Origin of the sequence: Actinomadura sp. NPDC048394 (genome assembly GCF_040651755.1) — a bacterium.
GTDB lineage: Bacteria > Actinomycetota > Actinomycetes > Streptosporangiales > Streptosporangiaceae > Spirillospora > Spirillospora montaniterrae.
In genome coordinates this window covers 30947-53785 of the sequence record NZ_JBEZJL010000052.1, presented here as the reverse complement: position 1 = coordinate 53785, position 22839 = coordinate 30947, and the positions used below count along the sequence as shown (strand labels likewise).

The window sequence follows — 22839 nt, the reverse complement described above, 5'->3', positions numbered from 1 at the left end:
CGCCGCCGTCCCATGTCAGGCCGGGACTTCGAGCGTGCGGTGGATCTCCTTGATGACCTGCGGCTGCCGGGGCGTCAGGTAGAAGTGGTCGCCGGGCAGGACCGTCAGCGCGAAGCGGCCGGTGGTGACCGTCCCCCAGCCCTTCGCCTGCTCCTCGGTCACGTGCGGATCGGCGTCCCCGATGATCGCGGTGATCGGGACGGTGAGGCGCGTCCCGTCCCGGTGCTCGTACGCCTCGATCAGCGCGAAGTCGTTGCGCACGTACGGCAGGACCAGCTCGCGCAGCTCCGGGTCCTGCAGCGCATCGGCGTCGGTGCCGCCGAGCTCGACCATCGCCTCGACCACGCCGTCGTCGTCCCGGTCCGCCACGCGCTCGTCGCCCCGGTCGTGCGGGGGACGGGCGCCGGACGCGAAGACGTGCACGGGCGGGGTGCCCCGCTCCTGGAGCAGCCGCGCCACCTCGTAGGCCAGCACGGCGCCCATGCTGTGCCCGAACAGCGCGGCGGGACGGTCCATCAGCGGCGCCATCGCGCCGGCGATCAGCCGGGCGAGCTGGTGCGCGTCGGTGACGAACGCGTCCGCCATCCGGTCGGCGCGGCCCGGGTACTGGACGGCCTGCACCTCGACGGCCGGGCTGACCGCCTGCGCCCACGGCCGGTAGAACACCGCGGACCCGCCCGCGTGCGGGAGGCAGAACAGCCGCATCGACGCCCACGGCCGGGTCTCCGGGCAGCGGAACCAGCTCACGTGATCAGCTCCTCCTCCTGGAACCGGCGGGACGCGGACCGCGGGTCGTGCGGCAGCGGCCACGGCGCGACCCGCGGGTCCGGGACCAGCTTCGGCCCGGTCGTCTCGGCCGCCACCTTGAAGCCGCGGCGCCGGTAGTTGGCCATCGCGTTCGGATGATCGAGCGTACTGGTGCGCAGCCAGACCCGCGAGGCGGGGCCGCTGCCGGCGGCCCACAGCTCGCCGCGCTGCCACGCCCGCCGGGTGCACTGCTCGACCAGGTAGCCGCCGTAGCCGCGGCCGACGAACGCGGGGGTCAGCCCGACGAGGTGGATCTCGGTGTCGCCGCCCGGCTGGGCCTCCAGCTCGAAGAACCCGGCGATCGTCCCCTCGGCCATCGCGAGCCAGGTGGACAGCTCGGGGCGCTCCACCCAGGCGCGCCAGTCGGCGTGCGTCCAGGGGAAGCGGTCCGTCCAGCAGACGCGGGCGCCGACCATCGCGTACAGGGCCCGGTTGACGTCCGCGGACGGCACCCCGGCCAGGGTGAAGGTCATCTCGACGGCGGGCAGCGGCGCGGGCCGCAGGTCGGCGGCGTCGAGCATCTCCATCGCCCACTCGGTGACCGCGGGGATCTCCAGGGCGCGCCCCGCCGCCGGGTCACTCACCCATGGCCTCGACGAGGCTCTTCGGCCGCATGTCGGTCCAGTTCTCCTCGATGTACTCCAGGCAGGCCTGCCGGGTGTCCTCGGCCTTGGCGACCGTCCACCCGTCCGGGACCTCGGCGAACGACGGCCACAGCGAGTGCTGGCCCTCGTCGTTGACGAGGACGACGTACGTGCCGTCGGCGTCCTCGAAGGGGTTCGTCATCGGCGTCCCTTTCCAGTGTTTCCAGGTGTCTGGTCGTTGACGTGCAGTTTGTCGAGCTTGGCGGCGAGCACGGCGCCCATCTCGGCGGCCGGGCCGGGCTCCAGCAGGAAGTGGTGCTCGACGTCCAGGGGGTAGTCCTCGATCTGCCCCTCGACGAGCGGCCCCCAGTTGGACGGCCCGGTCGGCGAGTCCGCGGTGCGGCCCTGGAGGGCGGTGAAGAAGACGACGTCGCCGCGGTACCGGCCGGGCCGGTACCGCTCGGCCTGGCGGAGCCCGTTCTCGTAGTTGCGGTAGACGTTGACGAGGTCGTCCTCCTGGAGGGTGGCGAGGGCGTCGTCGCGTTCGGCGAGCACCGCCATGATCTGGGCCATGTCGGGGTTGCCGTCGTCGGCGACCATCTTCGCGTCGATCCCGATGGACTCCAGCAGCTCGGGCAGGATCTCCCGCTTCTCCGACTCCAGGTCCTGGGTGTGGTAGGCGTCGATGAGCCCGAGCAGCCCGACGCGCTCCCCGGCCTCCTGGAGCCGGACGGCCATCTCGTAGGCGATGAGGCCGCCGAGCGACCAGCCGACGAGGTGGTAGGGCCCGGACGGACGGACGGCGCGGATCTGCTCGATGTAGTCCCGCGCCATCTCCTCGACGGAGCCGGGCAGGTCCGCGCGGGTGAACGCGCTGCCCTGCAGGCCGTAGATGGGCTGGTCGGGGCCGAGGTGCCGCTGGAACTGCAGGTAGCTCCAGGCGAGGCCGCCGGCGGGGTGGACGAAGAAGACCGGCGGACGGGTCCCGGTGGTGCGGATCGGCAGCAGCACCTCGAAGCCGAGCCGGTCCTCGGGCTGCCCGGCGCGCAGCAGCGCCTCGACGGTCTGGTGGGTGAACACGTCGCGGGGCGTCAGCTCGATCCCGGCCTGGCGGGCGCGGGTGACGAGCTTCAGCGCGGCGATGCTGTCGCCGCCGAGGTCGAAGAAGCTAACGTCGGCGCCGACCCGGTCGAGGCCGAGGACGTCCGCGACGATCCCGCAGAGCGCCTCCTCCTCGGGGGTCGCTGGGTCGCGCCCGGCGGCGGCTTCGGCGTAGTCGGGGGCGGGCAGGGCGCGCCGGTCGAGCTTGCCGTTCGGGCCGACGGGGAAGGTGTCGAGCCGGACGAACGCGGCGGGCACCATGTACTCCGGCAGCCGCTCGGTGAGGAACTCCTTGAGGCCGTCGGTCGCGGGCGCGATGACGTAGGCGACGATGGTCTTGACGCCGGGCGCGTCCTGGCGGGCGACGACGGCGGCGTTCGCGACGTCCGGGTGCGCGGTGAGGGCGGCCTCGATCTCGCCGAGCTCGATCCGGAACCCGCGGACCTTCACCTGCTGGTCGGCGCGGTCGACGTACTCCAGCGCGCCGTCGGGGCGGTGCCGGACGAGGTCGCCCGTCCGGTACATGCGGGAGCCGGGCGGCCCGAACGGGTCGGGCACGAACCGCTCCCCCGTCAGCGACGCGCGCCGCAGGTAGCCGCGGCCGACGCCCGGCCCCGCGATGTAGGCCTCGCCGACGACGCCCGGCGGGACGGGCCGCAGCGCCGGGTCGAGCACGTACGTCCGCCGGTCGTCCATGGGGCGGCCGAGCAGCGCGGACGTCTCGCCGGGGTCGGTGGTCAGCCGGGGCCGCTGCCGGTCGATGGTGGTGTAGGTGGTCGCCTCGGTGGGCCCGTAGACGTTGCCGACCTCGGTGTCCGGGCAGGCGGCGAGGACCCGCCGGACCGCCGCCATCGAGCCGGACTCGCCGCCGGTGAGCACCTCGCGGAGCCCCGCGAAGGCCTGCGGCCGCTCGTCGGCGATCAGGTTGAACAGCGTCGTGGTGAGGAACAGGCCGGTGACGCCGTGCGCGCGGACCAGGTCCTCGACGGCCTCGCCGGTGAGGTGGCCGGGCGGCGCGACGACGGTGGCGCCGCCGTGCAGCAGCGGCGTCCAGATCTCGTAGATGTGCGCGTCGAAGGCGTGCGGCGAGTGGAACAGGACGCGGTCGTGGGCGCCGCCGCGCAGCTCGCCGTCGGTGGCGAGGCTGACGGCGTCCTGGTGGCGGAGCATGACGCCCTTCGGCACACCGGTCGAGCCGGAGGTGAACAGCACGCAGGCGAGCTGCTCGGGGTGGCACGGGACGTCCGGGGCGGTGGCGGGCTGCGCGGCCGTCTCCGGGTCGTCGTCCACGACGAGGACGTGCGCGGAGGTGTCGAGGCGGGCGACGCGGCCGCGCATGGCGGTGTCGACGAGCAGGACGGGCGCGTCGACCTCCTCGATCGCCCAGGCCGTCCGTTCGGGAGGGTAGGCGTGGTGGATCGGCGCGTAGGTGCCGCCCGCCTTGAGGACGGCCAGGGACGCCACGACGCTCGCGGCCGACCGTTCCAGCAGGACGGCGACGGGCGTCTCGCGGCGGACGCCGAGCCCGATGAGGCGGTGCGCCAGCCGGTTCGCGCACTCGTCCAGCTCCGCGTACGTGAGCGACTCGCCGCCCGCGACGACGGCCTCCGCGTCGGGGGTCTTCGCGAGCTGCTCGGCGAAGCGGCCGGTCAGCGTTCCGGGGCGGCGCTGCGTGCCGGCTCCCTGCCAGGCGCGCAGGACGAGGTCGCGCTCGTCGTCCTCCAGCACGTCGATGCGGCCGAGCGGCAGGTCGGGACGGTGCGCGACGGACTCCAGGATCCGGACGAACCGCCGCATCAGCCGCTGCGCCTCGTCCTCGCCGTACAGGTCGGTGCGGAAGTCCAGCCGCAGCGACAGCCCCCGGCCGGGGACGGCGGCGAGCGTCAGCGGGTAGTGGGTGGCGTCGTGGCCGTCGACGTTGTGGAGGGTGAGGCCGCCGAGGTCGGTGCCTGCCGCGTCGGGGTCGAACGGGTAGTTCTCCAGGACGGTCATCGTGTCGAACAACGGCCCGGTCCCCGCGAGCCGCTGGACGTCCGACAGGCCGAGGTGGTGGTGCTGCATGAGCGCGGCCTGCTCGTCCTGCAGGCGGGTGAGCGCGGCGGCGACGGTGTCGGCGGGACGGACCCGGACGCGGATCGGCAGCGTGTTGATGAACAGGCCGATCATCTGCTCGACGCCCGGCAGCTCGGGCGGGCGCCCGGACACGGCGGCGCCGAACACCACGTCCGTCGCCCCGGTGAGGCGGCCGAGCAGGACGCCCCAGCCGAGCTGGAGCACCGTGTTGAGGGTGACGCCCTGGGCGCGGGCGCGCGCGGACAGCGCCGAGGTGAGGTCCTCGGTGAGCCGGATCCGGACGCGACCGGGCGCCTCCGTGCCGGGCTCCGGGGCGGCGGGCGCGACGAGGGTCGGCCCGTCGACGCCGTCGAGCGCGCGGCGCCAGGCGTCCTCGGCGGCGGCGCGGTCCTGCGCGGCGATCCACGCGAGGTAGTTCTTGTACGGGGCGACGCGCGGCATGCCGGTGTCGTCGCCCTTGGCGAGGTACAGCGCGAACAGCTCGGTCTGCAGGACGGGCGTGGACCAGCCGTCCAGCAGGATGTGGTGGTTGGTGAACACCATCCGGTGCAGGCCGTCCGCCAGCTTGATCAGCAGGAAGCGCAGCAGCGGCGGCCGGGTCATGTCGAACGAGCGGGTCCGCTCGGCCTCGGCCAGCTCCCGCGCCCGCGCGTCCCGCCCGGCCTCGGGCAGGCCGGTCAGGTCGGCGTCCTCCCATGGCAGCCGGACCTCCCGGTGCACGACCTGGACGGGCGAGCCCTCCTTGCGCTGCCGGAACCCGGCCCGCAGGTTCGCGTGCCGGCGCAGCAGGGTCGCGGCGGCGGCGCGCAGCGCGTCCACGTCGAGGGGGCCGCGCAGGTCGAACACGATCTGCGCGGTGTAGACGTCGTGCCCCGAGTCGTACAGGGCGTGGAAGAACAGGCCCTGCTGCAACGGGGACAGCGGGAGGATGTCCTCAAGCTGCGACTTGCTCAATCCAGCTCCCATTCACCGTCGAGTTCGGCGGCGAGCTCGTCGATCTCGTCCTGGCTGACGTCGACCAGGGACAGGTCGGAGGGGGTGAAGCCGCCCACGGGCCCGTCGGCGGGCGCGTCCACGACGTGCGCGACGAGGCCGCGCAGCGCGGCGAACCAGCGGTCGGCGAGGTCGCGGACGGCGTGCTCGTCGAACAGCCCGCCCGCGTAGGTCCAGGTGGCGGACAGCTCGGGGCCGTCCGGCAGGTCCCGGGTGTGCGCGTTGACCTCGATCGCGTGGACGAGGCCGAGCGCGCCGTCCTGCCCGCCGCCGAGCGCCTCGGCGTCGGCCTGCCCGGCGGGCCCCCAGTCGGTGGCCTCGGGGACGGCGGACCGGCCGAGGTAGTTGAACGCGATCTGCGGGTGCGGGCGCCCGGCGAGGCGCTTCCCGGTGGCCGGGTTCAGGTGGCGGAGCAGCCCGTACCCGATCCCGTTGTCGGGGATCTCGCGCAGCTGCTCCTTGACCCGCTTCAGCGCGGTGCCGACGGCCTGCCCGCCCTCGCGGACGTCGCCGGGCTCGACCCAGCCGGCGTCGAGCCGGACCGGGTAGATCGCGGTGAACCAGCCGGCGGTGCGGGACAGGTCGACGCCCGGCACGACCTCCTCGCGGCCGTGCCCCTCCAGGTCGATGAGGACGGCGGTGTCGTCGGACACGCCCCGGTCGCGGCGCCACTCGGCGACGGCGAGGGCGAGGCCGGTGAGCAGGACGTCGTTGGCGCGGCCGTGGAACGCGGCCGGGACGTCGGTGAGCAGCGGCCCGGTGACGTCGGCGGGCAGGTCGACGGTGAGGTGCCGGGCCGTCCCGAACGTGTCGGTCCCCGCGTCCAGGGGGCGGGCGCCGAGGACGGGGTCGGGGGTGGCGAGGACGTCCTCCCACAGCGGCAGCTCGGCGGTGCGGGACGGGTCGGACGCCTCCGCGACCAGGCGCTGCGCCCAGCGGCGGAACGAGGTCGGGACGGGGTCGAGGGTCCCGCCCGCCCAGGCGGCGACGAGGTCGGGCAGCAGGATCCGCCAGGACACGCCGTCCACGACGAGGTGGTGCAGGGTCAGCAGGAGGCGGCCGGAGTGTTCTGGTCCCGCGTCGAACCACACGAGCTGCGCCACCGTCCCGGTCTCGGGGTCGAGGCGGTCGCGGGCGGCGCGGGCCTGCTCGGCGAGGACGGCCCGCAGCGCGTCGTCGTCGAGGCCGGTCACGTCGACGCGGTGGACGAGCGGCGCCGCGTCGACGGTGCCCGGCTCGGTGACCTCGAACTCGCCGTCCCGGACGCGGAGCCGCAGCATGTCGTGGTGGTCGAGGACGGCTTGGAGCGCCGCCGTCAGGTCCTCGATGCCGAGGCCGGGCGGGACCTGGAGCAGCATCCGCTGGCTGTAGCCGGCGGTCGGGCCGTCCAGTTCCTGGAACCAGCGCATGATCGGGGTGGCCGGGACCTGGCCGACGCCCGCGCCGGGCGCCTCCGCCTCGACCCGCTCGCCCTCACCCACGGGGCGCGACGCCGCCGCCAGCTCCTCGACCGTCTGGTGCTGGAACACCTCGCGGGGCGTGATGACCAGGCCGGACTGCCGGGCCCTGGACACCAGCTGGATCGCGATGATCGAGTCGCCGCCGAGGTCGAAGAACCCGTCGTCGATCCCGACCCGCTCCAGGTTGAGCACCTCGGCGAACAGCCCGGCGAGCGTCTCCTCCTCGGGGGTACGGGGCGCGCGCGACGACGCCTTCGCGGAGAAGTCGGGCGCGGGCAATGCGTTGCGGTCGAGCTTGCCGTTCGTGGTCAGCGGCAGCGCGTCCAGCATGACCACGGCGGCCGGGACCATGTAGTCGGGCAGCCGGTTGCCGGCGAACGCGCGCAGTTCCGCCGCGTCGACCTCGCCGGTGGTCACGACGTAGCCGATCAGGCGGTCGTCGCGGACGATCACCGCCGCGTCCGCCACGGCGTCGTGCCTGGTCAGCGCGGACTGGACCTCGCCCAGCTCGATCCGGAAGCCGCGCAGCTGCACCTGCTGGTCGGCGCGGCCGAGGTATTCGAGCGTCCCGTCGGCGCGCCAGCGGCCGAGGTCGCCGGTGCGGTACATGCGGGTGCCCGGCCTGCCGTGCGGGTCGGCGACGAACCGCTCGGCGGTCAGGCCGGGACGGTTGAGGTAGCCGCGCGCGAGGCCGGGGCCCGCCACGTACATCTCCCCCGCCACGCCTGGCGGGACGGGCTGGAGCCGGTCGTCCAGGACGTAGACGCGCAGGTCGGGGATGCCGGCGCCGATGACGCTGCCCGGCGCCGTCGCCGCGGTGACCCGGTCGAGCGCGACGTACGACACGTGGACGGTCGTCTCGGTGATCCCGTACATGTTGACGAGCGTCGGCGCGTCCTCGGCGTGCCGGGAGTACCAGTCTTCGAGGCGTCCGAGGTCGAGGGCCTCGCCGCCGAACACGACGTACCGCAGCGCCAGGTCGGCGCCCGGGTTCGCCTTGTCGGCGGCCATGAGCTGGTAGAACGCCGACGGCGTCTGGTTCAGGACGGTCACGCGCTCGTCTGCGAGGAGCTTCAGGAACTCGTCCGGCGACCGCGACGTCAGGTACGGGACCACCACGAGCCGGCCGCCGTGCAGCAGCGGACCCCACAGCTCCCACACCGAGAAGTCGAACGCGTAGGAGTGGAACAGCGTCCACACGTCGTCGGGGCCGAAGTGGAACCACTCTTCGGTGGAGCGCAGCAGCCGGACGACGTTCTGGTGCGGGATCACGACGCCCTTGGGACGTCCGGTGGACCCCGATGTGTAGATGACGTACGCCGGGTTGTCGGGCGAGATCTCGACGCCCAGGTTCGCGTCGTCGTAGCCGGACGCGTCCAGGTCGTCCGGACGCAGGGTCAGGACGGGCGCGGCGTCCTCGACCATGTACGCGATGCGGTCCTCGGGGTAGTCGGGGTCGATCGGGACGTACGCCGCCCCGGCCTTCAAAACGGCGAGGATCGCGACCACGAGATCGGCGGAACGCGGCAGCGCGAGCGCGACGAACTGCTCCGGGCCGACGCCCTGCTCGGCCAGGCGACGCGCCAGCCGGTTCGCCCGCGCATTCACCTCCCCATAGGTCAGCGACGTGCCCTCGAACGACACCGCCACCGCGTCCGGACGCGCCGCCGCCTGCGCCTCGAACAGCGCCGGGATCGTCGACCGCTCCACCTCGGGCGCCTTGCCGCCGGCCCACTTGCGCAGGATGGTGCGGCGTTCGGCGCGTTCCAGGATCTCGGCGGTGCCGATGGGGGCGTCCGGGTCGGCGACGAGGTCGCGGACGAGCCGCTCGAACCGGCCGGCGATCGCGGCGGCGGTCACCGGGTCGAACAGGTCGAGGGCGTATTCGAGGCCGGCCTCGATCCCGCCGGGCGCGCCGTCGCCGCCGTGCCGTTCCTCCAGGTAGAGGGACAGGTCGTACTTCGCCGTCCCGGCGGTCAGCGGTTCGGCGCCGCCGGTGAGGCCGTCCATCTCCAGCCGCGCCTCGGGGTTGTTCTGGAACGACAGGGCGACCTGGAACAGCGGGTGCCGGGCCATCGACCGCGCCGGGTTCAGCACCTCGACGAGCCGCTCGAACGGCAGGTCTTGGTGGGCGTAGGCGGCGAGGTCGGTCTCCTTGACCCGCGCGACCAGCTCGCGGAACGAAGGGTCGCCGGAGGTGTCGGTGCGCAGCACGAGCATGTTGACGAACATGCCGACGAGGTCGTCCAGGGCCTCGTCCGTGCGGCCCGCGATCGGCGACCCGACCGGCACGTCCGTGCCCGCGCCGAGCCGCGTCAGGAGCGCGGCGAACGCGGCCTGCATGACCATGAACAGGCTCGCGCCGCTCTCCCGGGCGAGGCGCAGCAGGCCCGCGTGCAGCTCGGCGTCCAGCTCGAAGGCGTGCGTGCCGCCCCGGTAGGACGCCTCCGCCGGGCGCGGCCGGTCGGCGGGCAGCCGCAGCTCTTCCGGCAGCCCGGCGAGCGCGTCCCGCCAGTAGGCGATCTGCTTGGAGATCAGGCTGTCCGGGTCGTCCTCGGAACCGAACAGCTCGCGCTGCCAGAGCGTGTAGTCGGCGTACTGGACGGGCAGCGGCTCCCATTGCGGCGCCCGGCCCTCCGCGCGCGCCGCGTAGGCGAGGATCACGTCGCGGGCCAGCGGCGCCATCGACCAGCCGTCCGCCGCGATGTGGTGCAGCACCAGCACCAGGACGTGCGCGCCGTCATCGAGGGCGAAGAGCCTGGCCCGCAACGGCGGCTCCACCGAGAGGTCGAAGCCGCGCCCGACCTCGGCGGCGAGCGCCGCCGGCAGCGCCGCCTCGGCGACCGGGGCGACGTCGACGCGCGGCCGGGCGGCAGCCGGGTCCAGGACGAGCTGGCGGGCGCTGCCGGACCCGTCCGGGAAGATCGTCCGCAGCGACTCGTGCCGCTCCGCGACGTCGGCGAGGGCGGCGCGCAGCGCGTCCAGGTCGAGGGCGCCGTCCAGCCGCAGCGCGACCGGCATGTTGAACGTCGCGGACGCGCCCTCGAACCGGTTGAGGAACCAGAGCCGCTGCTGCGCGTACGACAGCGGCACGACCTCGGGGCGCTCGGCGCGCCGCAGCGGCGGCCGCACGTCGCCGCCGGCCTCGGCGAGGCGTTCGGCGAGGCCCGCGACCGTCGGGGCCTCGAACAGCGCCCGGACGGGCAGCTCGGCGCGCAGCGCGGTCCGGATCCGGCCGACGAGCCGGGTCGCGGTGAGCGAGTCGCCGCCGAGGTCGAAGAACCCGTCGTCGACGCCGACGCGCGGCACGCCGAGGATCTCCGCGAACAGCCCGCAGAGGATCTCCTCCTGCGGGGAGCGCGGCGCGCGGCTCACCGGCGCGCCGGTGTCGGGCGCGGGCAGCGCGGACCGGTCCAGCTTCCCGTTCACGGTGAGCGGCAGCGCGTCCAGCGCGGTGAACGCCGGGACCATGTAGTCGGGCAGCCGCTCGGCCGCGAACCGCCGCAGCGCGGCGATGTCCACGCCCGCCGCCCGGTCCGCGGGAACGACATAGGCGGCGAGGCGCTTGTCGCCGGGCCGGTCCTCGCGGACGACCACGGCGGCCCGCGCGACGCCGTCGAACCCGGCGATCACGTTCTCGATCTCGCCGGGCTCGACCCGGAATCCGCGGATCTTGACCTGGTCGTCGGCGCGGCCGAGGTACTCGATGGTGCCGTCGGGCAGCCAGCGGGCGAGGTCGCCGGTGCGGTACATGCGGTCGCCCGGCGCGCCGAACGGGTCGGCGACGAACCGCTCGGCGGACAGCGCCGGCCGTCCGAGGTAGCCGCGCGCGAGCTGCGCGCCCGCGAGGTACAGCTCGCCGGGGACCCCGGCGGGCGCGGGCTGGAGCGCGGCGTCCAGCACGTAGGCGCGGGTGTTGCGGTGCGGGCCGCCGATGGAGACCCGCTCGGCCCGCGCGACGACCTGGTTCATCGTGTCGATGGTCGACTCGGTCGGGCCGTAGAGGTTCCGGGTGGTCAGGCCCGGGATCGCGCGCAGTTCCGCCCAGAGCGCGTCGCTGACGGCCTCGCCGCCGAGCAGCAGATGCGAGGGCAGGTGGCGGCCGTCGCCGCTGAGCAGGCCCGCTTCGCGAAGCGAGGCGAAGTGCGACGGGGTGGTGTTGACCAGGTCGATCCGCGCGCGCGCCACGTACGCGGTGTACGCCTCGACGTCGCGGCGGGTCGCGTCGTCGATGAGGTGCAGCTCGTGGCCGTGCATCATCCACAGCAGGCCGTGGAACGAGGTGTCGAACGAGAACGACGCGAGGTGCGCGAACCGCATCCGCCGCCCGCCGGCGGCCTCGATCGCCGGGTCCATGAACGCGTCCCGGTGCGCCTCGAAGTAGTTCAGGACGCCGGTGTGCGGGATCGTCACGCCCTTGGGGCGTCCCGTCGATCCGGAGGTGTAGATGACGTAGGCGGCGTTGCCCTGCCGCAGCGGCCGGACGCGGTCGGCGTCGCCCGGGTCGTGCGCGGGGCCGCCCTCACCGAGGGGCAGGTCGTCGGCGGTGACGGTGAAGGCGGGACGGCAGTCGTCCAGCATGTACGCGATGCGGTCCGCCGGATATTCGGGGTCGATCGGCACGTACGCGGCACCCGCCTTGAGGACGCCGAGGATCGCCACGACGATCTCGGGCGTGCGCGGCAGGACGAGAGCGACGCGGTCCTCGGCGCCGATCCCCCGCGCGATCAGCTCGTGCGCGAGGCGGTTGGCGCGCTCGTTCAACTCGGCGTAGGTGAGGGACGTGTCACCGCAGACGAGCGCGGTCTCGCCGGGGGTGCGGGCGGCCTGGGCCTCGAACAGCGCGGGAAGGGTGCCGGTGGGGGCGTCGGCGGCGGTGTCGTTCCAGCGCTCCAAGGTCTCGCGTTCCTCGTCGCTCGCCAGCGCAACGGCGCCGATGAGCTGGGACGAGTCCTCCGCGAACGCCTCCAGGAAGCGGCGGACGCGGGCGAGCAGCGCCTCGACGACATCGCGCTCGAACACGTCCGGGCGGTAGTGCAGGCGCAGCGACAGCCGGTCGTCCGGGACGGCGACGAACGACAGCGGGAAGTGGGTCGCGTCGTAGGAGTCGGCGGCGGCGATGCGGACCCCGTTGAGCGAGCCGTCCAGCATCGCCGGGTCGAACGGGTAGTTCTCCAGCACCGTCATCGTGTCGAACAGCGCGCCGCCGTGGCCCGCGATCCGCTGGATGTCGGTGAGGCCGAGGTGGTGGTGCGCCAGCAGCGCGGTCTGCTCCTCCTGGAGCCGCTCCATCAGCGCGGCGAGCGACTCGCCGGGGCGGTGCCGGACGCGGATCGGCAGCGTGTTGATGAACAGGCCGATCATCTGCTCGATGCCGGGCAGCTCCGGCGGGCGGCCCGAGACGGTCGCGCCGAACACAACGTCCTCGCTGCCGAGGAACCGGCCGAGGACCAGCCCCCACGCGCCCTGCAGGACGGTGCTGAGCGTGACGCCGTGCCGCCGGGCCGCGCGGGAGAGGCGGCGGGTGGTGCGCTCGTCCAACTCGGCGATGGTGCGTTCCGGCGGGCGCGGCGCGCGCGCGGCGGCCTCCGGCGCGACGAGGCTCGGCTCCTCCACCCCGTCGAGGGCGCGGCGCCACGCCTCCTCGGCGGCGGCGCGGTCCTGCTTCGCCAGCCACGCCAGGTAGTTCTTGTACGGGGTGACGCGCGGGAACCCCGCGTCGTGGCCGCCCTGCACGTACAGCATGAACAGCTCGGTCGCCAGGATCGGCGTGGACCAGCCGTCCAGCAGGATGTGGTGGTTGGTGAAGATCAGCCGGTACCGCTCGGGGCCCGTCCGGACGAGGACGAACCGCAGCAGCGGCGGCGCGGTCATGTCGAAGCCGCGCGCCCGCTCCCGCGCCACGATCGCGTCGGCCTCGGCGGCGTCCGCGGCGTCGGTCTCCTCCCACGGCAGCTCGACGGTGCGCGGGATCACCTGCACGGGCCGCGACAGGTCCTCGTGCCAGAACGCGGCGCGCAGGTTGGAGTGCCGGCGCAGCAGCGTCTCGGCGGCCGCCCGGAGCGCCCCGGCGTCCACCGGCCCTTCGAGGTCGAGCACGATCTGCGCGGTGTAGACGTCTCGGCCGTCCGCGCCGTCGCCCTCGCCGGTGCCGGTGCCGGTGCCGCCGTCGGCGTCGAAGAGCGCGTGGAAGAAGAAGCCCTGCTGCAAGGGAGACAGCGGCAGGATGTCCTCGAGGTCCCCCCGGTTCACGACTGGCCCCTCCACGCGTTCTGCAGCTTGTCGATCTCGCTCTGGTCCAGGTCCACGAGCAGGTCGGACGGGGTGAACCCGCCGGCGGGCGCGGCGTCGCCGGCGGCCGCGACGTGCGCGACGAGGCCGCGCAGCGCGGTGAACCAGCCGTCGGCCAGCTCCCGGACCGCGGCCTCCTCCAGCAGCCCGCCGGGCCACGTCCACGTCGCCGACAGCACCGGGCCGCCGGGCACGTCGCGGGTGATCGCGTTGATCTCCAGGACGTGCGCGACCGGCATCCGCGGGTCCTCGCCCGCGGGCGTCTCCTCGGGCGCGATCGTCCAGTCGCCGTCCCCGTCGCCGGGCGCGACGCGGCCGAGGTAGTTGAACGCGATCGGCGCGGCGGGCGATTCAGCGAGCTCCTCGGCGGCCTCGCCGCCGCCGTAGCGCAGCAGCCCGTAGCCGATGCCGCCGTCCGGGACGGCGCGGAGCTGCTCCTTCACCTTCTTGATGGCGGTGCCGACGACCGCACCGCCGTCGCGGACCGCGGCCCAGTCGGCGGTGCCCGCGTCGAGCCGGACGGGGTGGATGGAGGTGAACCAGCCGGCGGTGCGGGACAGGTCGACGCCCGGCACGACGTCCTCGCGGCCGTGGCCTTCGAGGTCGACGAGCACGTCGGTGCCGCGGCCGGCGCCGTGGTGGCGGCGCCACTGCGCGACGGCCAGGGCGAGGCCCGTGAGCAGGACGTCGTTGGCGCGGCCGTGGAACGCGGCGGGCACGTCGCTGAGCAGCGGGCCGGTGACGTCGGCGGGCAGCTCGACGGTCAGCGACCGGGCGCGGGCGGCGATGTCCACGCGCGGGTCGAGGGCGCGCGGGGCGAGCCGCTGCGGCGGGCCGTCGACGATGTCGAGCCAGTCCTCCAGCTCGTCCTCGCGGTCGGCGGCGGTGGCGGTGAGCCGCTGCGCCCACCGCCGGAACGAGGTCGGGACGGGCTCGAGGGTGCCGCCCGCCCACGCGGTGACGAGGTCGGGCAGCAGGATCCGCCAGGTGACGCCGTCCACGACGAGGTGGTGCAGGACGACGAGGAGGCGGCCCTGGTCGCGGCCCGCGTCGAACCAGACGAGCTGCGCCGTCGTGCCGGCCTCGGGGTCGAGGCGGTCGCGGGCGGCGGCGGCCTGCTCGCCGATGACCACGGCGAGCTTGTCGGCGTCCAGGCCCGCGACGTCCACCCGGGTGACGAGGGCGGCGGCGTCCACGGCGCCGGGCTGCCGGACGACCGGCTGCCACCGGTCGCCGTCGGTGTCCAGGCGCAGCCGGAGGACGTCGTGGTGGTCCGCGACGGCCTGGAACGCGGCCGCCAGCTCGTCGGCGCCGAGCGCGGGCGGGGTGCGCAGCAGCATCGACTGGTGGAAGCCCCTGATCAGGGACGCGTCGCCGCCGGCCCGCTCGCGGAGCCACGCGACGATCGGGGTGACCGGGACCGGTCCGACGCCCGCGCCGGGCGCCTCCGCCTCGACGCGCTCGTCCTCGCCGACCGGCCGCGCGACCGCGGCGAGCTCCTCGACGGTCTGGTGCTGGAACACGTCGCGGGGCGTGATGACCAGGCCGGACTGCCGGGCCCTGGACACCAGCTGGATCGCGATGATCGAGTCGCCGCCGAGGTCGAAGAACCCGTCGTCGATCCCGACCCGCTCCAGGTTGAGGACTTCCCGGAACAGGCCGGAGAGGGTCTCCTCCTCGGGGGTGCGGGGCGCGCGCGACGACGCCTTCGCGGAGAAGTCGGGCGCGGGCAGCGCCTTGCGGTCGAGCTTGCCGTTGACGGTGAGCGGCAGCGCGTCCAGCTCCACGACGACGGCCGGGACCATGTGGTCGGGCAGGTCGCCGCCGGCGAACCTGCGCAGCTCGGCCGGGTCGACGGGCGCGGAGGCGACAACGTAGGCGACCAGGCGGTCGTCGCGGACGACGACGGCCGCGTCCGCCACCGCGTCGTGCCTGGTCAGCGCCGCCTCGATCTCGCCGAGCTCGATGCGGAAGCCGCGCAGCTGCACCTGCTGGTCGCTGCGGCCGAGGTATTCGAGGCGGCCGCCGTCCAGCCACCGCCCGACGTCGCCGGTGCGGTACATGCGGGTGCCGGGGGCGCCGTGCGGGTCGGCGACGAACCGCTCGGCGGTCAGGCCGGGACGGTTGAGGTAGCCGCGCGCCAGCCCCGGACCGGCGACGTACAGCTCGCCGACGACGCCCGGCGGGACGGGCTGGAGCCGTGCGTCCAGGACGTAGACGCGCAGGTCCGGGATGCCGGCGCCGATGACGCTGCCGGGTGCGGTCGCGGCATAGGCGCGGTCCAGGGCGATGTACGAGACGTGCACCGTGGTCTCGGTGATCCCGTACATGTTGACGAGCGTCGGCGCGTCCTCGGCGTGCCGCGAGTACCAGTCCTCCAGGCGGCCCAGTTCGAGGGCCTCGCCGCCGAACACGACGTACCGCAGCGCGAGATCCGAACCGGGGTTCGCCTTGTCGGCGGCCATGAGCTGGTAGAACGCCGACGGCGTCTGGTTCAGGACGGTCACGCGCTCGTCCACCAGCAGCTTCAGGAACTCGTCCGGCGACCGCGACGTCAGGTACGGGACGACGACGAGCTGCCCGCCGTAGAGCAGCGAACCCCACAGCTCCCAGACGGTGAAGTCGAACGCGTAGGAGTGGAACAGCGTCCACACGTCGTCGGGGCCGAAGTCGAACCAGTGCTCCGTGGAGCGCAGCAGCCGGACGACGTTCTGGTGCGGGACCACGACGCCCTTGGGGCGCCCGGTCGAACCCGACGTGTAGATGACGTACGCGGGGTGGTCGGGCGAGATCGCCACACCGAGGTTCGCGTCGTCGTAGCCGGACGCGTCGAGATCGTCCGGGCCGATGGTGAGGACGGGCTTGGCGTCCTCGACCATGTACGCGATGCGGTCCTCGGGATAGTCCGGGTCCATCGGGACGTAGGCGGCGCCCGACTTCAGCACGGCCAGGATCGCGACCACGAGGTCCGCCGAGCGCGGCAGTTTCAGCGCGACGAACTGCTCCGGGCCGACGCCCTGCTCGGCCAGGCGACGCGCCAGCCGGTTCGCCCGCGCGTTCACCTCCCCGTACGTCAGCGACACGCCCTCGAAGGACACCGCCACCGCGTCCGGACGCGACGCCGCCTGCGCCTCGAACAGCGCCGGGATCGTCGACCGCTCCACGTCCGGCGCCTCACCGCCGGCCCAGTCGCCGAGGATCAGGTCCCGTTCGGCCGGGTCGAGGACGGCGGCGGCGCCGATGGGCGCGTCCGGGTCGGCGAGGAGCGCGGTCAGGTACCGCTCGAAGCGGGCGACGAGCCGCTCCGCCGTCGCCGGGTCGTACAGGTCGAGCGCGTACTCCAGCTCGCCGTCGAGGCCGTCCTCCCGCTCGGTGAGGATCATCAGCAGGTCGAACCGGGACACGCCGGCGTGCAGCGGCTCCACCTCGGCGGTGAAGCCGGGCATCTCCAGCCGCGCCTCGGGGTTGTTCTGGAACGTCAGCCCGACCTGGAACAGCGGGTGCCGGGCGAGGTGGCGCGGCGGGTTGAGTACCTCGACGAGCCGCTCGAACGGGACGTCCTGGTGCGCGTAGGCGGCGAGGTCGGTCTCCTTGACCCGTGCGACCAGCTCGCGGAACGACGGGTCGCCGGAGGTGTCGGTGCGGAACACCAGCATGTTGACGAACATGCCGACGAGGTCGTCCAGGGCCTCGTCGGTGCGGCCCGCGATCGGCGAGCCGACCGGCACGTCCGTGCCCGCGCCGAGCCGGGTCAGGAGCGCGGCGAACGCGGCCTGCGCGACCATGAACGGGCTGGCGCCGGTGTCGAGCGACAGCTTCCGCAGCGCCGCGTGAACGTCGGCGCCGAGGCGGAACCGGGCCGTCGCGCCGCGGTAGGACGCCTCCGCCGGGCGCGGCCGGTCGGCCGGAAGCTCCAGTTCCTCGGGCAGCCCGGCGAGCGCGTCCCGCCAGTACGCGATCTGCTTGGAGATCAGGCTGCCGGGGTCATCCTCGGACCCGAACAGCTCCTGCTGCCAGAGCGTGTAGTCGGCGTACTGGACGGGCAGCGGCGCCCACTCGGGCGCCCGGCCCTCCGCGCGCGCCGCGTAGGCGGTGAGGACGTCGCGGGCGAGCGGCGCCATCGACCAGCCGTCGCCGCCGACGTGCTGCAGGAGCAGCAGCACGACGTGCTCGTCCGGCGCGAGCCGGAACAGGTGGGTGCGCAGCGGCGGCTCGGCGGAGATGTCGAAGGCGTAGCCGGCGGCCATCGCCAGCCGTGCCGGCAGCGCGGCCTCGGTGGTCTCGGTGATCTCCAGTTCCGGCCGGGCCGCCGCCGGGTCCAGTACCTGCTGGCGCGGGACGCCGCCGCTGTCGGGCAGGATCGTGCGGAGCGTCTCGTGCCGCTCCACGATGTCGCCGACGGCGGCGCGGAGCGCGTCGACGTCGAGCGGGCCGCGGATCCGCAGCGCGATCGGCATGTTGTACGTGGCGGACGGGCCCTCGAACCGGTTGAGGAACCACTGCCGCTGCTGCGCGTACGACGGCGGCACGACCTCAGGCCGCTCCCGGGGCTCGAGCGCGGGGCGGCCGGGCGCGGCGTCCCGGCGGTCCAGCAGCGCGGCGAGACCCGCGACGGTCGGCGCCTCGAACAGCGCGCGGACGGGCAGCTCGGCGTCCAGCAGCCGGCGGACGCGGCTGACGACCCGCATCGCGATCAGCGAGTTGCCGCCGAGCGCGAAGAAGTCGTCGTCGGCGCCGACGCGGTCGAGGCCGAGCAGGTCGGCGAAGACGGCGGCGACGGCCTCCTCCGCCTCCCCGGACGGCGGCCGGTGCGCGGTGGCGGGGGCGGCGGGCGCGAGGTCCGGCTTCGGCAGCGCCTTGGTGTCGACCTTGCCGTTCGGGGTGAGCGGCAGCTCGTCGAGCACGACGACGGCGGCGGGGACCATCGCCTCGGGCAGGTTCGCGCGGACGTGCGCGCGCAGCTCCTCCGGGTCGAGGGTCTGGCCGGGCGCGGCGACGACGTAGGCGACGAGGCGCTTCTCGACCGGCCCCGCGGCCGGTTCGGCGACCTCGACGAGGGTGACGCCGGGCAGGTCGAGGCCGTCCACGGTGACGGCGGCGCGCGTGGCGGCGACCTGCTCCAGGGTGGTGAGGTACCAGCCGGTGAGCCGCTCGGCGGTGCCGGCGTCGAACAGGTCCCGCGCGTACTCCAGGATCCCGGTGAGGCCGCCGTCCGGGGCGTCCTCCAGCAGGAACTCCAGGTCGAACTTCGCGACGCCCGGGTCCACCGGCTCGACCGCGACGTTCAGCCCGGGCAGCTCGACGGACGCCTCGGGGTTGTTCTGCAGGGTCAGCATGACCTGGAACAGCGGGTGCCGGGCCAGCGACCGGACCGGGTTCAGCACCTCGACGAGCCGCTCGAACGGGACGTCCTGGTGCGCGTAGGCGGCGAGGTCGGCCTCGCGGACCCGCGCGAGCAGCTCGGCGAACGACGGGTCGCCGGAGGTGTCGGTGCGCAGCACGAGGGTGTTGACGAACACGCCCACGAGGTCGTCGAGGGCCTGGTCGGTGCGGCCCGCGATCGGCGAGCCGATCGGCACGTCGGTGCCGGCGCCGAGCCGGGTGAGCAGCGCGGCGAGCGCGGCCTGCAGCACCATGAACACGCTGACCTGGTGGTCGCGGGCGACGGCGCGCAGTCCCGCGTGCAGGTCCGCCGGGACCTCGAACGCGGCCCGCCCGCCCCGGTAGGAGGCGCGCTCGGGGCGCGGCCGGTCCAGCGGCAGGGCGATCTGGTCGGGGAGCCCGGCGAGGGCGTCCTTCCAGTAGGCGATCTGGCGGGCGGCGAGGCCGTCCGGGTCGTCCTCGGAGCCGAGCAGCTCGCGCTGCCAGAGCGCGTAGTCGGCGTACTGGACGGGCAGCGGCGCCCACTCGGGCGCCTTCCCGTCGCGGCGCGCCAGGTAGGCGGTGACGACGTCGCGGGCCAGCGGCGCCATCGACCAGCCGTCGCCCGCGATGTGGTGCAGGACGAGCAGCAGCAGGTGCTCGTCCTCGCCCGCGTCGTCCTTGCCGAGGCGGTACAGGTGGGCGCGGACGGGCAGCTCGGACGCGAGGTCGAAGCCGCGCGTGGCGTCGGCGAACACCGCGCCGAACACATCGTCCGGGTCGGCGTCGCCGATCGTCAGCGGCGGGTTGGCGTCGGCCGGGTCCAGGATGATCTGGACGGGCTCGCCGTCGGCGTCCCCGAAGACGGTGCGCAGCGACTCGTGCCGGGCGACGACGTCGCGGAGCGCGGCGCGCATCGCGTCGACGTCGACCGCGCCGGTCAGCCGCAGCGGGATCGGCAGGTTGTAGGTCGCGGTGAGGCCTTCGAGGCGGTTGAGGAACCAGAGCCGCTCCTGCGCGTGCGACACCGGCAGCGGGTCGGGCCGCTCCACCGGCCGCAGCGCGGGCCGCCGCGCCTCGCCGCCGGACGCGGCGATCCGCTCGGCGAGGCCCGCGACGGTCGGCGTCTCGAACAGCGCCCGGACGGGCAGCTCGACGTTCAGCGCGGCGCGGGCCCGCGCGACGACGCGGGTCGCCTTCAGCGAGTCGCCGCCGTGGTCGAAGAACCCGTCGTCGACGCCGACCCGCTCGACGCCGAGGACGTCGGCGAAGATCCCGCTGAGGATCTCCTCGCGGGCGTCGCGCGGGCCCCGCGCGGACTCCGGCGCGGCGAGGTCCGGCTCGGGCAGCGCGGCCCGGTCGAGCTTCCCGTTCGGGTTGAGCGGCATCGCGTCCAGCGCCACGATCGCCGACGGGACCATGTAGCCGGGCAGGGTCCGGCCGACGTACGCGCGCAGCTCCTGCGCGGGCACCGCCCGGGCGTCGGGGCCGACGACGTAGCCGACGAGGACGGTGTCGCCGGCGGCGTCGCGGCGGGCGACGACGACGCTCTGCGTCACCGCGGGATGCGCCGACAGCGCCGCCTCGATCTCGCCCAGCTCGATCCGGAAGCCGCGGACCTTCACCTGGTGGTCGAGGCGGCCGAGGTACTCGATGTTCCCGTCGCGGTTCCAGCGGACGAGGTCGCCCGTCCGGTACATCCGCTCACCAGGGCCGCCGAACGGGCACGCCACGAACCGGTCGGCGGTCAGCCCCGGGCGGCGCAGGTAGCCGCGCGCGAGGCCGTCGCCGGCCACGTACAGCTCGCCGGGCACGCCGACCGGGACGGGCCGCAGCCGCTCGTCCAGCACGTAGGCGCGGGTGTTGGCCATCGGGCCGCCGATCGGCGCCATCCCGGAGGCGTTGCCGTCGTCGAACCAGCCCGTCACGAAGACCGTCGCCTCGGTGGGGCCGTAGATGTTGGAGATCCGCGCCTCCGGCAGCAGCGCGCGGACGTCGCGCAGCAGCCGCGGCGAGAGCGCCTCCCCGCCGAGCGCCACGTCCCCGACCTCCAGCCGGAAGTCCTTGCGGGCGAGCAGCACCGACACCGCCGACGGCACGCCGCTGATCAGCGAGCCCGACCAGCCGCCGCGCTCGGCGACCTCCAGCAGGTCGCGGACGACCTCGATCTCGCCGCCGATCGTCAGCGGCACCAGCCACTCGAACAGCGACACGTCGAAGTTCAGCGACGTGGAGAACAGCACGCGGCGCATCCGCTCCGGGCCGTAGCTCACCATCGACTCGGCGCAGAAGTCGATCACGTTCGCGTGCGAGATGACGACGCCCTTCGGGCGGCCCGTCGAGCCCGAGGTGTAGATGACGTAGGCGGGGTTCTCCGGGCGGAGCGGCCGGACGCGGTCGGCGTCGGTGACGTCGTCGCCCGGCAGGCCGCCGAGGTCGAGGGCGTCGAGCTCGACGCGGGGCGTGCCGCCGGGCAGCTCCGCCGACCGGGTCGTGATGACGCAGGCGGGCGCGGCGTCGTCCAGCATGTAGGCGATGCGGTCCGCCGGGTAGGCGAGGTCGATCGGCTGGTAGGCGGCGCCCGCCTTCAGCACGGCCAGCGCCGCGACGACGAGGTTCTCGTCGCGCGGGAGGGCGAGCGCGACGAAGTCCTCGGCGCCGACACCGCGCGCGATGAGGTGCCGGGCGAGCCGGTTCGCGCGCGCGTTGAGGTCGGCGTAGGAGAGGCGGACGTCGCCGGCGACGACGGCGGCCCGCTCCGGCGTCCGCGCCGCCTGCGCCTCGACGAGCTCCGGCGCGACGGCGGGCGCGACCGGGTGCGCCGTGTCGTTCCACTGCCGCAGGACGAGGTCGCGCTCCGCGTCGTCGAGCAGTTCCACGTCCCGCAGCGGGGTCGAGGGGTCCACCGCGCCGAGCGTGCGCATGAACCGGATGTACCGGCCGTGGTGCGCGGCGACCTGCTCCTCGCTGTACAGGTCGGGGTGCGCCTCGAAGTCGACGCGGATCCCGGCGCCGTCGAGGTTGTCGTAGATGTTGATCGCGAGGTCGTCGATCGGGCCGATCGTGATGGCGTGCATCCGCGCCGGCAGCCCGGCGAAGTCGAGCCGGTAGTCGAACGCCATGATGTTGATGACGGGCCCGTACAGCCGGCGCCGCTCGCCGAGCAGCTTCAGGTCGCGCAGCAGGTCCTCGCGGCGGTACCGCTGGTGCCGCAGCGCCCGCGCGCTCGCCCGCGTCGCCGCGCGGACCAGCTCGTCCACCGTCATGTCCGGCCGGACGTGCACGCGCAGCGGCAGGATCGTCGACAGCATCGCCGGCGTCTCCCGGGCGACCTGCGTGGTGCGGCCGCTGACCGCGAGGCCGAGGATGACGTCCTCGGTGCCGGTCATCCGCGCCACGTACGCGGCGGTCGCCGCGATCGCGAGGCCCTGCGTGGCGGTGCGGAGCCGCCGCGCCCCCGCCGCGAGCGCCGCGGACTGCTCCGGCGGGACGACCTCGACCCGGCTGATGAAGTCGGCGGTCGGCTCGGCCATGTCGTCGGCCAGGCTCACCGCGACCGGCTTGTCGGCGAACCGCTCCGTCCAGTAGGCGCGGTCCCGCTCGAACCGCTCCGACGCCCGGTACTCCTCCTCCTCGGCGAGCACCCGGCGGTAGTCGCCCAGCTCCGCCGGGACGTACTCGCCGCCGTTCGCCAGCGACGTGTACACCTCCGCGGCCCGGTGCATGATCAGCGGCCCGCTGTGGCCGTCCTGGATCGCGTGGTGCGTGCGGATGAACCACCGGTGCAGGACGGGCGACAGCCGCAGCATCGCGGTGACGAACAGCCGCTCGCCGTCCAGCGGCAGCGGCTCGGCCATCCGCGCCTTCATCCACGCCCGCGCCGCCGCGTCCGGATCCGCCTCGCCGGACAGGTCCACCAGGGGGATCGAGACGCTCGCGTCCGGGTCGAGGATCTGCCGCACCGCGCCGTCCCGCTCGGCGAACCGGGCGTGCAGCGCCAGCACCTCGTGCGCCCCGATGCGCGCCACCCGGTCGAAGAGTTCGTAGTCGAGCGGGCCCTCGATCTCGATGTACTGCGCGATATGGATCGGCGTTTCGGGCGCCAGCTGCTGCGCGTACCAGACGCTCTGCTGAGCGGCCGAAAGAGGGACGTACTCGGTGGACGACAT

Annotated in this window: 6 protein-coding genes; all 6 read right to left on the bottom strand. The window is 74.4% G+C overall.

The window, feature by feature from the left end; genetic code table 11:
• Nucleotides 1-15 precede the first annotated feature (15 nt).
• The 6 genes from AB0C78_RS32740 to AB0C78_RS32715 are packed head-to-tail and all read right to left on the bottom strand — an operon-like array spanning nucleotide 16 to nucleotide 22839.
• A complete protein-coding gene (locus AB0C78_RS32740; protein WP_360755463.1) occupies nucleotides 16-747 on the bottom strand; it encodes an alpha/beta fold hydrolase in 732 nt (243 codons plus the stop codon).
• Nucleotides 744-1391: a GNAT family N-acetyltransferase gene (locus AB0C78_RS32735; protein ID WP_360755460.1), complete on the bottom strand. Its 648-nt coding sequence runs from the start codon at nucleotides 1389-1391 to the stop codon at nucleotides 744-746. Before AB0C78_RS32735 ends, AB0C78_RS32740 begins: the two co-directional genes overlap by 4 nt.
• Nucleotides 1384-1593: an MbtH family protein gene (locus AB0C78_RS32730; RefSeq protein WP_151541603.1), complete on the bottom strand. Its 210-nt coding sequence runs from the start codon at nucleotides 1591-1593 to the stop codon at nucleotides 1384-1386. Before AB0C78_RS32730 ends, AB0C78_RS32735 begins: the two co-directional genes overlap by 8 nt.
• Complete coding sequence (locus tag AB0C78_RS32725; RefSeq protein WP_360755456.1) at nucleotides 1590-5519, bottom strand: amino acid adenylation domain-containing protein; 3930 nt, start codon at nucleotides 5517-5519, stop codon at nucleotides 1590-1592. Before AB0C78_RS32725 ends, AB0C78_RS32730 begins: the two co-directional genes overlap by 4 nt.
• Nucleotides 5516-13270, bottom strand: a complete 7755-nt coding sequence (locus AB0C78_RS32720) for an amino acid adenylation domain-containing protein (protein ID WP_360755453.1) — start codon at nucleotides 13268-13270, stop codon at nucleotides 5516-5518. Before AB0C78_RS32720 ends, AB0C78_RS32725 begins: the two co-directional genes overlap by 4 nt.
• Nucleotides 13267-22839 (bottom strand): amino acid adenylation domain-containing protein, encoded by a 9573-nt coding sequence (locus AB0C78_RS32715; RefSeq protein ID WP_360755451.1) that lies wholly within the window; start codon nucleotides 22837-22839, stop codon nucleotides 13267-13269. Before AB0C78_RS32715 ends, AB0C78_RS32720 begins: the two co-directional genes overlap by 4 nt.